Origin of the sequence: Brevundimonas sp. MEB006b, assembly GCF_030209705.1 — a bacterium.
In the GTDB taxonomy this organism is placed as follows: Bacteria; Pseudomonadota; Alphaproteobacteria; order Caulobacterales; family Caulobacteraceae; genus Brevundimonas.
Map to the genome: position 1 here is coordinate 45,743 of NZ_JARVRL010000003.1, position 12,493 is coordinate 58,235.

Genomic DNA, 12,493 nt, shown 5'->3' on the forward strand with positions numbered 1-12,493 from the left:
TGGGTTGGCGTGGATCAGGCTGGATAGCCCCAAGTTTCGCGGGGTTTCTCCGAAGCTGGCCCCGATATGGGAAAATCCCCCCGGCCCGCAAGGGCGTTATGCGATTCAACGCTTTCGAAGAACGTTGAAATTCGAAGATGCGGAGGCAGCGATCGTCGGGCATAAGATTTCCCATCGCGCTCTGGGGACCGCGATGAAGGAAGGGAGAGGAAACAATGATCAAGATCATGCTCAAGGCCGCTGTCGCCGCCGCCGTTCTGATCGGCTCTTCGGCCGCCGCCGCGTCGCCTGCTGGGGCGCCGGCCATCCAGTCGCGCGACGGCTATGATCGGCACGTCACCATCAAGAACCGCACCGGCTGGACCATGTTGCGCTTCTACGCGTCGGATTCACGCAGCGACGACTGGGAAGAGGACATCCTGGGCTCGGACGTTCTGGAAAGCGGGCAGGATGTGCGCATCAACATCGATGACGGCTCGGGCGCCTGCATCTATGACTTCAAGGCCGAGTTCACCAACGGTCAGGAGCTGACGCGGTCGCGCATCAATGTTTGTGAGGTCAGCGAATACACCTACACCCGTTGAGGTGAAGACCGCCGTTGAGGGCTTCCGGCTCTGGCCGGGGGCGCTCGATGCCGCGGCGCAGGCTGATCTGGTCAGCGAGGTGTTCGCCCGGCTGGAAGATGCGCCCCTCTATCGGCCGACCACGCCGGGCGGTCGGCCCTTCTCGGTTCAAATGAGCAACTTCGGGCCGCTGGGATGGGTCTCCGACCGGGGCGGCTATCGCTATCAGTCGATCCATCCGGAGACCGTGCGACCCTGGCCCGCGATCCCGACTATGCTGCTTGACCTGTGGGACGCCACGGTCGGCTGGCCCACGCCGCCGGACGCCTGTCTGGTCAATCTGTATCGCGATGCGGCGAAGATGGGCCTGCACCAGGACAAGGACGAGGCCGACCTCGGCGCGCCCGTCCTGTCGGTATCCCTGGGAGACACGGCGACGTTCCGCATCGGCGCGGCGGAGGGCGGACGCACCACGACGTTGAGACTGGACAGCGGCGACGTCTGCGCCCTGACCGGACCCGCCCGCCTGGCCCGCCACGGCGTCGACCGCGTGCTGGCCGGATCGTCGCGCCTGATCCCCGGCGGCGGCCGGCTGAACCTGACGCTGCGCTGCGCCGGTTGAGCATCGGATTTTTGGACTGGCTTTCGCCGTCCGGCTGCGGCGTATGTCGGCCATGGATGATCTGAAGCGCCGTTGGGCCCGGCTGGAGCCCTACATCACCGTCGTAGGTCCGGACGACGATCGGCCCCGTCCTGCCGTGCTGATGTTCCACGGCTGCGGGGGTCTGCGCGATCACCTGCCCCGCTATGCCGAGGTCGCCAAGGCGGCGGGCTGGCGCGCCTTCATCATCGATTCCTACGGCCCGCGCGGCTGGGGTCGGGCCTTCACCCTGGCGGCGGTCTGCACGGGCCTGTCGTTCCGGGGCTATGAGCGGGTGGGCGACGTCCTGGCGGCGATCCAGGGCGTTTCGGCACGCCCCGATGTCGATGCGACAAAGCTGGCCCTGGCCGGCTGGAGCCACGGCGGCTGGTCGATCATGGAGATGATGAGCGGCGCGCCGACGCCCGGCGCCTTTGGCGTGATCGATCCCGCCGAGGCCGACCTGTCCGGCGTCAAGGCGGTGTGGCTGGCCTATCCCTACATCGGCCCGTTCGCCTTCAACCGGCTGAAGCCCTGGCGGCATTGCCCGCGCGTTCTGGCCGTCACCTGCAAGCGCGACCACCTGACCACTGTGCGCAACGCCGAACAGGTCAACGCCATGATCCGCAACTGCGGCTCCGAGGTCGAAAGCTGGATCGCCGGGGGCACTCACGCCTTCGACGAACCCACCAACAACGGTCCGATGCGCCACGATCCGGAACTAACAGTCGAGGCCCTGCGCCGGTTTGGCGCCTTCCTGACCGACGCCGCACCGCACGCCTGAGCCGTCAGCCGATCGTCGCCTCGACCGTGATGGTCGCGCGGACGGAATGGGCCATTTCGCAATGGTCGTGCGCCTGATGATGCAGGGCGTCGATCTCGGCCTGACCGGGTTCGCGGCCGGTGAAGCTGGTGAAGGGGCGCAGCGTCACCTCGGCGAGGTAGCGCTTGCCGTTCTCGTCCTTACCCATCTTGCCCGACGCTTCGTCGACATAGGTGTCGACCACCAGGCCGGCGTTGGCGGCGAAGGCCAGGAACCACAGCATGTGACAGCTGGACAGAGAGGCGATCATCGCCTCTTCCGGATCGACGCCGGCCGGATCGGACATCGGCACGGGCACGCTGGAGGGCGCCGACGACCCCGGCACCACCGCTCCGCCGTCGAAGCTCCACGAATGGGCGCGGCTGTAGCCCTTGTCCAGGAAGGGCTGGTCGCCCCGGTTCCAGACGACCTTGGCTTCATAGACGCCCATTACGCCCTCCAGAAGCCGACGATCTTCTTGACTTCGTCCACCACGGGATCGGCGACCTCGGCGGCGCGTTCGGCGCCGGCCTTCAGCACGCGGTCGATCTCGGCCGGATCTTCCATCAGGCGGCGCATCTCGGCCGTCACGGGCGCCAGCGACGACACCGCCAGGTCCGCCAGCGCCGGCTTGAAGGCGCCGAAGCCCTGGCCGCCGAACTGTGCGATCACCTGTTCGCGGGTCAGGCCCGCCAGCGCCGCATAGATGGCGACCAGATTCTTGGCCTCGGGCCGTTCGTTCAGGCCGTCCAGGGTTTCCGGCAACGGCTCGGGATCGGTCTTGGCCTTCTTGATCTTGGAGGCGATCGTGTCGGCGTCGTCGGTCAGGTTGATGCGGCTGTTGTCGGACGGGTCCGACTTGGACATCTTGGCCGCTCCGTCACGCAGGGACATGACGCGGGTCGCCGGTCCCTGGATGATCGGCTCAGGCACGGGGAAGAAGCCGGGAACGCCGAAGTCGTTGTTGAACTTGGCGGCGATGTCGCGGGTCAGCTCCAGATGCTGCTTCTGGTCTTCGCCGACCGGCACTTCGGTGGCTTTGTACAGCAGGATGTCGGCCGCCTGGAGGACGGGATAGGTGTAGAGGCCGACCGAGGAGCGTTCCTTGTGCTTGCCCGACTTCTCCTTGAACTGGGTCATCCGATCGAGCCAGCCGAGGCGGGCGACGCAGTTGAAGATCCAGGCCAGTTCCGCATGGGCGCGAACGGCCGACTGCGGGAAGATGATCGCCTTTGCCGGATCCAGGCCCGAAGCCAGATAGGCGGCGGCGATCTCGCGCGTCTGGGCGGTCAGTTTGGCGGGATCCTGCCACACAGTGATGGCGTGCATGTCGGCGACGAAGACATAGACCGGCGCGCCCTGGTCCTGCAGCTCCACGAACCGCTTCAGGGCGCCGAGGTAGTTGCCCAGGTGCAGCGCGCCTGAGGCCTGGATGCCGGACAGGATGCGGCGTGGGCCGTCATAGTTCGGGACGGGGGTCGCAACGTCCGGGGTCTGGTCGGTCATGGGATCGGGTCTCGGAAGGTCGAAAGGCAGGCGTGGCGAGGCAGGCGGCGGTTCAGCCGCGCCATCGCAGGTCATGGATCAGGCCCGAGGTCGTCATGGCCTCGCGCTTATCGGTTCGCCGCCTGTCAGTCCAGACCGGAGACCGCGCCGCCGCCGGGATCGCGCTTCAGCGTGGCCTTCAGTTCCGCGATGGTGACGGCCCGGAACGCCAGCAGGCAGAAGCCGTAAAGCCCGGCCCCGGCGCCGCAGACCACCAGGACGGCGATCTCTTTGGCCAGGAACAGTCGGCTCAGCTGCGGATAGAAGACGTCGGCGGCGAACAGCAGAGCGGCCATCATGGCGCTGGCGGCGATGACGCGGGCGATGCGCGACAGGAAGGCCGGCGACGGCCGCCAGCTGTTCTCGCGGATCAGGACGCCGCCTAACAGGGCGACATTCACCCAGGCCGAGGTGCTGGTGGCGATAGCCAGGCCCAGCACCCCGTCCCAACCCTGGCGGCGGAACCAGAAGAACAGGGCCGAGCCCAGGATGACGGTGATGACCACGCTGGTGACGGCGAAGATCATCGGACGGCGCGTGTCCTGGCGCGCAAAGAAGGGCGGAGTCAGAACCTTCGCCAGAACGAAGGCCGGCACCCCCCAGGCGAACTGACGCAGTACATCGGCGGTGCGGGCGGCGTCGGCCGAGGTGAAGGCGCCGCGCGTCACGGTCGCGTCGATGATGAAGAAGGGAATGACGAACAGGGCGACCGCCGCCGGCAGGGTGAAGGCCATCGCCAGATTGATGCCGTCGTCCAGCGTCTTCTGCCCGCCCTCGTGATCGCCGTCGACGAACGCCTTGGTCAGGCGCGGCACCAGGGCCAGGCCGATGGCGACCCCCACCAGGCCCAGCGGCAGTTGATAAAGCCGGTCGGCGTTATACAGCACCGAACGCGCGCCCTCGTCCGACCCGGTCAGGAACTGCGACACCAGAGAGTTGATCTGCAGCGCCCCGCCCGCCAGGGCGCCGGGCACGGCGAGCGCCAGGGTGTGACGCACATTCGGCGTGATGCGCGGCAGGCCGATCTTCAGCCGAACGCCCAGACGCCGCACGCCCCACCACAAGAGGCCGGCCTGGATCAGGCCCGATACCGTCACCGCCGCGGTCACCATCAGCAGCACCGTTTCTTGCGGGATCGGCAAGATCAGCGGCGGCATCAGGGCGGCCAGGGTGCACAGGTTCAGGAACACCGGCACGGCCGCCGACAGGGCGAACCGACCGCCCGTGTTCAACACGCCCGACAGCAGCGAGGCCACGGTCATACAGGCCAGATAGGGCATGGCCAGTTGGGTTGCGATCACGGCGGCGCGCAGCACCATCGGCTGGTCGCGATAGGCCGACAGCAGCCACGGCATGATCCACGGCATCACGACCTGCAGCAGGATGCAGAAGCCGGCGACCACGGCCAGCATGAAGCTGAGCGCCTCGGACGCCGTGACGGCGGCCGCTTCCTCACCCTCGCGCGCCCGAACCCCGCCATAGACCGGCACGAAGGCCTGGGCGAAGGCGCCTTCTGCGAACAGGCGGCGGAACATGTTGGGCAGCATCAACGCCGTAGTGAAAGCGTCCATCATCGGCCCTTGGCCGAAGCGCGCCGCCAGCGCCATGTCGCGCACGAAGCCGAGAATTCGACTGCCCAGCGTCAGGGTCGACTGCACCAGGGTGTTTCGGGCGAGGCTCATGCGGACATTCGACAGGGCGCGGAGAAAGGTTGTCGCTTAGCGCGCTTGTTCGCCGGGCGATACGGGCTTTGCGCGCGGGCTGCGGCGGCCCAGGTCGGAGACGTCGCGCGCGCTGGCGCGAGCCGAGGCGACCTTGCGTCCGGCGGGCGCGGGCGCGCGGCTGTCCAGCACGGCCTCAAGCGCGGTGCGCAGTTCGGTGATCCGCTGCTCCGAGGTGATCTTCCGCCCCTTTCGATCCACGACGTAGAAACTGTCCACCGCCCGCTCGCCATAGCTGGCGACATGGGCGGAGCGGATGCTCAGGCCTTCGTCGTTGAACACGCGCGACAGGTCCGCCAGCAGCCCCGGCCGGTCGGCGCAGGACACCTCGACCACGGTGGCGACCTCGCTGGCGTGGTGATCGACCATGACCACGGGCCGGACTTCGAAGGCCGCCTTGCGCGCATTGCCCGTCGGATCGGGCGCCTGGCCGATGCGGCCCTCGCCCCGCGCGGCCTTTTCCAGCGCCTCGACCAAAGCCTTCAGGCGACGCGGCTCGGCCTGGCCATAAGGCAGGCCCGCTCCGTCCTGAACACGAAACACGTCCAGAACGACGCCGTCCTCGGTCGCCACGCGGGCGTCGGTCACATCGGCGCCCAGCGCGGCCATGGTCTGGGCGAGATCGGCGAACAGGCCCGGTCGGTCGGCCGCGGCGATGGAGATTTCGGTGGTCTGCACCGTCAGTCCCTGCACCGGCGCGGTCGGCGCGCTCTCGGCCGCCGCGCCCGTCTCGCGCGCCCGTTGGACCAGGGCCGGATGCGCCGCCAGCGGATCCTCGCGCGTCACGTCCTCGCCCCGGAACAGGGCGGCGACCTGGTTGTAGAGGGTGCGCATCAGCTGACCCTTCCAGCCGTTCCACACGCCCGGCCCCACGGCCCGGATATCGGCGACGGTCAGGACCAGCAGCATCCGCAGCCGCTCGGGATCGCCGACCAGTTCGGCGAAGGCGCGGATCGTCGCCGGGTCCGACAGATCGCGCTTCTGAGCGTAGTCCGACAGCGCCAGATGGCTGCGCACCAGCCAGACGACCAGTTCGATCCGCCGAGGATCGACGCCCAGCCGCTCGCACGCCCGACGCGCGGCGATGGCGCCGTCCTCCAGCTGCCCCCGCTCGCCGCCCTTGCCCACATCGTGCAACAGCATGCCCAGCATCAGGGCTTCCATGTCCGAGATCAGATGCACGATCTCGCTGGCCATCGGGTGATCGGTCTTCAGCTTGCCGCGCGCGATGTCGTTAATGATGCCGATGGCCTGAAGCGTGTGCTCGTCGACCGTATAGGCGTGGTACATGTTGAACTGGGTCTGGCCGACGATCCGCCCCCATTCGGGCAGGAACCGGCCCAACAGGCCTGTCTCGTTCATGATGGTCAGGACGCGATAGGGCCTTTGCCCGTGCGCCAGAATGTCCAGAAACGCCCGCGTCGCCGCCGGATCGCGCCTCAGCCGGGGCGTCACCAGCGACAGCGACCGCGTCACCGCCGAAAAGGCGTCCGGGTGCAGGTCCAGGTCATGTTTGTCGGCGCAGACGAACAGGGTCAGCAGCTTGACCGGATCGGCGGCGAACACCTCCGGCCCCTCGACCGACAGACGGCCCTGATCGATCCAGAAACCCTCGACCTCCAGCTTGCGGCGGGGGGCGGGTCGGAACGGCGCCATCAGACGCGACAGACCGTGCGCCGTCTTCTGGTGGCGCGCCTCCAGCTTGGCCGACATGGCGCGGGTCAGGGCGCCGACGTCGCGGGCGACCAGAAAGTATCGCCGCATGAACCGCTCGACCGCCGGTTCGTCGCCGCGCCCGCGCCAGCCCATGCGCCGGGCCACCTCGGGCTGCATGTCGAACGTCAGCTTCTCTTCGGCCCGGCCCGCGATCAGATGCAGATGGATGCGGACCCGCCACAGGAAGTCGAACGCCTCGTCCGACGTCCGGCGCTCGCGCGGGGTGAACAGTTCGTCCATCACCGTCGCGCCCAGCCGGCTTTCGGGCGCCAGGGATCGGGCGATCCAGTACAGGGTGTTCAGGTCGCGCAGGCCACCCTTGCCGTCCTTGACGTTGGGTTCGACCTTGTAGCGGGTCGAGCCGGCCTTCTCGTGCCGGGCGGCCCGCTCCTCCAGCTTGGCGGCGATGAAGGGGCGCGGATCGGATTTCGACACCATGTCGCGGAACCGGCCGATCATCAGCTGGGCCAGCGCCTCATCCCCCGCCAGCGGACGCGCCTCCAGCAGGGTCGTCCGCACCGTCATGTCGGTGCGCGACAGGCTCAGACACTCTTCGACCGAGCGCACCGCCGACCCGACCTTGGCCCCCAGGTCCCACAGCACATAGAGGACGAACTGGATGACCTGCTCGCCGCGCGGCGTCGCCTTGGACGATCTCAAAAACAGCAGGTCCAGATCGGAATGGGGCGCCAGCACGCCCCGGCCGTAGCCGCCGACCGCGACCAGGGCCAGCCGTTCGGCCTCGACCGGCGAGGTCGGCCACAGCGTCTGGGTCGCCACCCGCCACAGGCCGGCCAGCATCTCGTCAGCGGCGGTGGCGTACAGACGCGCCACGTCGCGACCCTTCATGCCGCCATCCAGCTTGCGCTCGGCCCGCGCGCGGGCGGCGTCATAGGCCTCGCGCAAAACGACAGAGACCGCCGCGCGCGGGTCTTCCGCGCGGGCGGCCTCGTCAAGGCGGTCATCCAGACTGGGCGAGGCGTTCATGTCAGCCGTCTATAGGCCGCATCCCACCGCACGTCAGTCAGGGATTGCTGACTACTCCGGGCGAACGCGCTTCTTGCGGAACGACGGGTTCAGCACCTGCTTGCGCAGGCGGATGGACTTGGGCGTCACTTCGACCAGCTCGTCGTCGTCGATATAGGCGATGGCCTGTTCCAGCGACATCTGGCGCGGCGGCGTCAGGCGCACGGCCTCGTCCTTGCCGGAGGCGCGGACGTTGGTCAGCTGCTTGCCCTTGATCGGGTTGACGTCCAAGTCGTCCCAGCGCGCGTTCTCGCCGATGATCATGCCCTGATAGGTCTTTTCGCCGGCGCCGACGAACATGATGCCGCGGTCTTCCAGGTTCCACAGGGCGAAGGCGGCGGTTTCACCGTCAGAGTTCGAGATCAGAACGCCCTTCAGACGACCGGCGATCGCGCCCTTGTGCGGCTCATAGTGGCTGAACACGCGGTTCAGCACGCCCGAACCGCGCGTGTCGGTCAGGAACTCGCCCTGATAGCCGATCAGCGAACGCGACGGCGCCTTCAGGCTGATGCGGGTCTTGCCGGCGCCTGACGGGCCCATGTCGGTCATCTCGGCCTTACGGGCCGACAGCTTCTCGATGACGATGCCCGAGAACTCGTCGTCGACGTCGATCATGACGTCTTCGATCGGCTCCAGCTTCTCGCCGTTCTCGCCGGTCTGGAACACCACGCGCGGGCGCGAGATCGAAACTTCGAAGCCTTCGCGGCGCATGTTCTCGATCAGAACGCCCAGCTGCAGTTCGCCACGGCCGGCGACTTCATAGGCGTCGCCGCCTTCGGTCGTGGTCACGCGGATGGCGACGTTGGCCTCGGCCTCCTTCAGAAGGCGATCACGGATGACGCGCGACTGGACCTTGTCGCCTTCGCGACCGGCCAGGGGGCTGTCGTTGACCGAGACGGTCATGGAGATGGTGGGCGGATCGATCGGCTGGGCGGGCAGAGGCTCGGTGACTTCCATGGCGCACAGGGTGTCGGCCACGGTCGCCTTGGACATGCCGGCGATGGCCACGATGTCGCCCGCTTCCGAACCCTCGTCCAGAGCCTGACGCTTCAGGCCGCGGAAGGCCAGCACCTTGGTGATGCGGCCGCGTTCGATTTCCTTGCCTTCACGGTCCAGAGCGTGGATCGCCATGCCGGGAACGGCCTTGCCGCTCTCGATGCGGCCGGTCAGCAGACGGCCCAGGAACGGATCGCTTTCGATCAGTACGTCCAGCATGCGGAAGGGCTTGTCGCGGTTGGCCTGGACGGCGGGCGGCGGGACGTGATCGACGATCAGGTCGAACAGCGGGGCCAGATTGTCGTTGGGCTGGTTCAAGTCCAGCGTCGCCCAGCCGTTGCGGCCCGAGGCGTAGATGTGCGGGAAGTCCAGTTGCTCGTCCGTCGCGCCGATGGCGGCGAACAGGTCGAACGTCTCGTTATGGACGCGGTCGGGATCGGCGTGGGCGCGGTCGACCTTGTTGATGCACAGGATCGGGCGCAGGCCCATCTTCAGCGCCTTGGTCAGCACGAACTTGGTCTGGGGCATGACGCCCTCTTCGGCGTCGACCAGGATGACGCAGCCGTCCACCATGCCCAGGATGCGCTCGACCTCGCCGCCGAAGTCGGCGTGGCCGGGGGTGTCGATGATGTTGATGCGGGTTTCACCCGCCTTACCGTTCCAGAGCACCGAGGTGCACTTGGCCAGGATGGTGATGCCGCGCTCTTTTTCCTGGTCGTTGGAGTCCATCGCGCGCTCGGTCTGCGCCTCGTTGGCTCGGAACACGCCGGATTGGGCGAGCAGTTGGTCCACCAGGGTCGTCTTGCCGTGGTCGACGTGGGCGATGATGGCGACGTTGCGCAGGTTCATTTGAGTATCGCGAAAAGGCGCGGCCGGCATACGGGCGGCCGCTGGTCATGAAAAGGCATGCGGGAGGCGCGCGCCTCTTACAGGCATGTGGACAGAAAGGCCAGAGCGGGCGTTCGTCGCGGCGATCGCCGCCTTACCGATATTTCATCCCCGATCCCGCATCCGACGCCGCTGACGGACGCCTCCTTCCCACGACGGGCCTGACGCAGGCCCATTCCGATGGGAGATGACGATGGGTTTGATGATCGCAGCCGCGCTTGCCGCCGCCCTGGCCGCGGGCGAGGCGCCGGACATGCATGTCGATGCCGAGGGGCTGAACATGGCCCGACCGGGCGAGGCGATGATCCTGGCCGGCCGCATCCGCGCCGCCAGCCGTGACTGGTGCGCCGTCCATCGCGCCGTCCTGACCCCCGACAGCCTTGGCGACGCCAGCGTCTGCGAGCGTGAAATGAGACGCCGGGCCTATGTCGCCCTGCCCCGTCCTCAACGCATGCATTTCGTGCGTGCGGGCGGCCAGACCGCCCTCAATCGGCGCTAGAGCGGCCGCAGCATATAGCGGGCGTCGGCGCCGTAGCTGGCCAGTTTGGCCGCCATGCCCTCGGCGGGCTGCTCGACGAAGCCGTGTCGTGACCAGAAGCCGACCGCGTCGTTGACCGCGACGAGGGCGATGGCGGGCCAGCCGTCTTCCGTCGCCTGTTCGGCCAGTCGCTCGACGATGGCGCCGGTCACGCCCCCGCCCCGCGCCTCGGGGTGCAGGGCCAGATCGTGCAGATAGATCAAATCCGGCTCGGCCGGCAGGCCTTCGATCACCGTGTTCAGCGGCGGCGCGCTCTCGGCCCTCCACGGATAGGCGATCAGATAGCCCCGCGCGGCGCCCTCGCCTCCCGCGAGCACGAAACAGCCGCGCGGATAAAGCGCCAGCCGGTTTTGGAAACAGGTGCGATCCTCGAAATGGTCGGGAAACGACAGCCGCGCCACCTCCACCACCGCATCGATGTCCGTCGGCCGCATGGGCCGCCATTGCAGGGTCATCAGTTCACCTTGGACGGGTCTGGCGGCGCGTCAGGCAGGGCGGATACCGGAACGCCGTCGTCCTTCAGCTTCTTCACCTCGGCGGGCGTGGCCTCGCCATAGATTTCGCGCTTCTCGGATCGGCCCTCGTGGATGTCGCGCGCCTCGCGGGCGAAGGTGTCGCCGACGTAATCGAAGTTGGCCTCGACATGGGCGCGGACCTCGCGGGCGGCGGCCATCATCATCGTCTGCATCTTGGCGGCGACGTCGGAGGCGGGATCGGCCTTGCGGGCGCCGCTGACGGCCGGGGCCATGATCGCCTTGTCGACCGCGTGCGAACCGCAGAACGGGCATTCCACCAGCCCCCGCGCCGCCTGATCGTCATAGTCGGTCGAGGAGCCGAACCAGGCTTCGAAGGCGTGGGCCTGGTCGCATTTCAGGGCGTAGCGGATCATGGGGCGTTAAACAGCGGGCAGGAAATCGCGATCGTGGGTCAGGCTGGGCACGGCGGCGCGCGCCCTGGCCACGGCCTCCATGTCCAGTTTCGCACGCACGATGCAAGGTTCGTCGTGATCCGCCTTGGCGATGATCTCGCCCCAGGGTCCGACGACGGTGGATCGCCCCCAGGTGCGGCGACCGTCTTCGTGCAGTCCGCCCTGCGCCGGCGCCAGGACGAACGCCCCCGTCTCGATGGCGCGGGCGCGTAGCAGGGTCTCCCAATGCGCCTCGCCCGTCGGGGCGGTGAAGGCGGCTGGCACGGCGATCATCGACGCCCCGGCCTTGGCCAGCTGGCGATGCAGATGGGGAAAGCGGATGTCGTAGCAGATGGTCAGGCCCAGCCGACCCCAGGGCGTGTCCGCCACCGACGCCCCGTCGCCGGGCCTCACCGTCGCGCTTTCGCGATAGGTCTCGCCATTGGGCAGGTTCACGTCGAAGACGTGCAGCTTGTCGTATCGGGCCACGATCCCGCCCGACCCATCGATCAGCAGCGACCGATTGGCGGCGCGGCCATCTCCCGCCTGGCCAGACCGGACGATGGCCGAACCGATCAGCAGCCAGACGCCTAGTTCCGCCGCCAGACGACGCAGACCCAGAACGGCGATGTCTTCGTCCTCGGTCGTGATCGCCGCATCGCGCCGGTCTCGGCGCTGCTCCAGGACATTGGTCCCCTCGGGCGTCAGGATGAACTTCGCTCCGCCCGACGCCGCCTCGCGGATCAGCGGATCGACATGGGCCAGCGCCGCTCGCGCCGTCGCCGGCGTGCGCGTCTGGATCAGGGCGATGTCGAGCCCGCTGCTCATGGATCAGGCGGCCAGAAGTCCGTCCAGCTTGCCGTCGCGATCCAGCGCGTGGATGTCGTCGGAACCGCCGACGTGCTGGCCGTCGATGAAGATCTGCGGGAAGGTCATGCGGCCGCCCGACTTCTCGACCATCTCGGCCTTCTTGTCGGGATCGTTGGACGCGACGATTTCCGTATAGTCCACGCCCTTTTTCTTCAGAAGCGACATGGCGCTGAAGCAGTAGGGGCAGCCAGGCTTGGTGTAGATGACGACGTCGGCCAAGTTCAGATCTCCAAAATAAAATCCAGCGCCCTCAAGCAGCGAGCCGCCGCGCGGCGAGCGAT

At 67.8% G+C, this 12,493-nt stretch carries 13 protein-coding genes; 4 read left to right on the plus strand and 9 right to left on the minus strand.

All coding sequences use genetic code 11. The annotated features are described in order from the left end of the window. The first annotated feature begins 215 nt into the window (after positions 1–215). From QRN13_RS05070 to QRN13_RS05080, 3 genes are read left to right on the plus strand one after another with little or no spacing between them, the layout of a single operon-like run. Positions 216–584, plus strand: a complete 369-nt coding sequence (locus QRN13_RS05070) for a hypothetical protein (RefSeq protein ID WP_284877071.1) — start codon at positions 216–218, stop codon at positions 582–584. Further along, positions 547–1,185, plus strand: coding sequence for an alpha-ketoglutarate-dependent dioxygenase AlkB (locus tag QRN13_RS05075; RefSeq protein ID WP_284877072.1), 639 nt, complete (start codon positions 547–549; stop codon positions 1,183–1,185). The genes QRN13_RS05070 and QRN13_RS05075 overlap by 38 nt, the downstream gene beginning before the upstream one ends. Positions 1,186–1,237: 52 nt before the next feature. Beyond that, positions 1,238–1,987: a dienelactone hydrolase family protein gene (locus tag QRN13_RS05080; RefSeq protein ID WP_284877073.1), complete on the plus strand. Its 750-nt coding sequence runs from the start codon at positions 1,238–1,240 to the stop codon at positions 1,985–1,987. Between the two features lie 4 nt (positions 1,988–1,991). On the opposite strand, the gene QRN13_RS05085 is transcribed toward QRN13_RS05080, so the two are convergent. The 5 genes from QRN13_RS05085 to typA all read right to left on the minus strand — a co-directional run bounded on the left by QRN13_RS05085 (position 1,992) and on the right by typA (position 9,858). Then, positions 1,992–2,456 carry an OsmC family protein gene (locus QRN13_RS05085; RefSeq protein ID WP_284877075.1) on the minus strand — a complete coding sequence of 155 codons (465 nt, stop codon included), beginning with the start codon at positions 2,454–2,456 and terminating at the stop codon, positions 1,992–1,994. After that, positions 2,456–3,511, minus strand: coding sequence for a tryptophan--tRNA ligase (gene trpS, locus QRN13_RS05090; protein ID WP_284877077.1), 1,056 nt, complete (start codon positions 3,509–3,511; stop codon positions 2,456–2,458). The genes QRN13_RS05085 and trpS overlap by 1 nt, the downstream gene beginning before the upstream one ends. Before the next feature lie 125 nt (positions 3,512–3,636). Then, positions 3,637–5,232 (minus strand): murein biosynthesis integral membrane protein MurJ, encoded by a 1,596-nt coding sequence (gene murJ / locus QRN13_RS05095; protein ID WP_284877078.1) that lies wholly within the window; start codon positions 5,230–5,232, stop codon positions 3,637–3,639. A gap of 36 nt (positions 5,233–5,268) precedes the next feature. Continuing rightward, entirely contained in the window at positions 5,269–7,974 is a 2,706-nt protein-coding gene (glnD, locus tag QRN13_RS05100; protein ID WP_284877080.1) for a [protein-PII] uridylyltransferase, read from the minus strand. Positions 7,975–8,025: 51 nt separating this feature from the next. Then, positions 8,026–9,858 (minus strand): translational GTPase TypA, encoded by a 1,833-nt coding sequence (typA, locus tag QRN13_RS05105; protein ID WP_165114724.1) that lies wholly within the window; start codon positions 9,856–9,858, stop codon positions 8,026–8,028. Positions 9,859–10,090: 232 nt separating this feature from the next. Here typA and QRN13_RS05110 point away from each other — a divergent pair, with 232 nt between their 5' ends. Beyond that, positions 10,091–10,396 carry a UrcA family protein gene (locus QRN13_RS05110; RefSeq protein ID WP_284877081.1) on the plus strand — a complete coding sequence of 102 codons (306 nt, stop codon included), beginning with the start codon at positions 10,091–10,093 and terminating at the stop codon, positions 10,394–10,396. On the opposite strand, the gene QRN13_RS05115 is transcribed toward QRN13_RS05110, so the two are convergent. From QRN13_RS05115 to grxC, 4 genes are read right to left on the minus strand one after another with little or no spacing between them, the layout of a single operon-like run. After that, positions 10,393–10,890, minus strand: coding sequence for a GNAT family N-acetyltransferase (locus QRN13_RS05115; protein ID WP_165114728.1), 498 nt, complete (start codon positions 10,888–10,890; stop codon positions 10,393–10,395). The two genes, QRN13_RS05110 and QRN13_RS05115, sit on opposite strands and share 4 nt — an antisense overlap. After that, complete coding sequence (locus QRN13_RS05120) at positions 10,890–11,324, minus strand: DUF1178 family protein (RefSeq protein WP_066553544.1); 435 nt, start codon at positions 11,322–11,324, stop codon at positions 10,890–10,892. The genes QRN13_RS05115 and QRN13_RS05120 overlap by 1 nt, the downstream gene beginning before the upstream one ends. Positions 11,325–11,330: 6 nt before the next feature. Further along, positions 11,331–12,170 carry a carbon-nitrogen hydrolase family protein gene (locus tag QRN13_RS05125; RefSeq protein ID WP_284877082.1) on the minus strand — a complete coding sequence of 280 codons (840 nt, stop codon included), beginning with the start codon at positions 12,168–12,170 and terminating at the stop codon, positions 11,331–11,333. Between the two features lie 3 nt (positions 12,171–12,173). Further along, the gene (gene grxC / locus QRN13_RS05130) at positions 12,174–12,431 is read right to left on the minus strand and encodes a glutaredoxin 3 (RefSeq protein ID WP_055755096.1); all 258 of its coding nucleotides are present in this window, start codon (positions 12,429–12,431) and stop codon (positions 12,174–12,176) included. Positions 12,432–12,493 lie beyond the last annotated feature (62 nt).

Bases quoted from the DNA above. Each gene is read 5' to 3' on its own strand.
- QRN13_RS05070 (WP_284877071.1), top strand. From the start codon at position 216: ATGATCAAGATCATGCTCAAGGCCGCTGTCGCCGCCGCCGTTCTGATC.
- QRN13_RS05075 (WP_284877072.1), top strand. From the start codon at position 547: ATGTTTGTGAGGTCAGCGAATACACCTACACCCGTTGAGGTGAAGACC.
- QRN13_RS05080 (WP_284877073.1), top strand. From the start codon at position 1,238: ATGGATGATCTGAAGCGCCGTTGGGCCCGGCTGGAGCCCTACATCACC.
- QRN13_RS05085 (WP_284877075.1), bottom strand. From the start codon at position 2,456: ATGGGCGTCTATGAAGCCAAGGTCGTCTGGAACCGGGGCGACCAGCCC.
- trpS (WP_284877077.1), bottom strand. From the start codon at position 3,511: ATGACCGACCAGACCCCGGACGTTGCGACCCCCGTCCCGAACTATGAC.
- murJ (WP_284877078.1), bottom strand. From the start codon at position 5,232: ATGAGCCTCGCCCGAAACACCCTGGTGCAGTCGACCCTGACGCTGGGC.
- glnD (WP_284877080.1), bottom strand. From the start codon at position 7,974: ATGAACGCCTCGCCCAGTCTGGATGACCGCCTTGACGAGGCCGCCCGC.
- typA (WP_165114724.1), bottom strand. From the start codon at position 9,858: ATGAACCTGCGCAACGTCGCCATCATCGCCCACGTCGACCACGGCAAG.
- QRN13_RS05110 (WP_284877081.1), top strand. From the start codon at position 10,091: ATGGGTTTGATGATCGCAGCCGCGCTTGCCGCCGCCCTGGCCGCGGGC.
- QRN13_RS05115 (WP_165114728.1), bottom strand. From the start codon at position 10,890: ATGACCCTGCAATGGCGGCCCATGCGGCCGACGGACATCGATGCGGTG.
- QRN13_RS05120 (WP_066553544.1), bottom strand. From the start codon at position 11,324: ATGATCCGCTACGCCCTGAAATGCGACCAGGCCCACGCCTTCGAAGCC.
- QRN13_RS05125 (WP_284877082.1), bottom strand. From the start codon at position 12,170: ATGAGCAGCGGGCTCGACATCGCCCTGATCCAGACGCGCACGCCGGCG.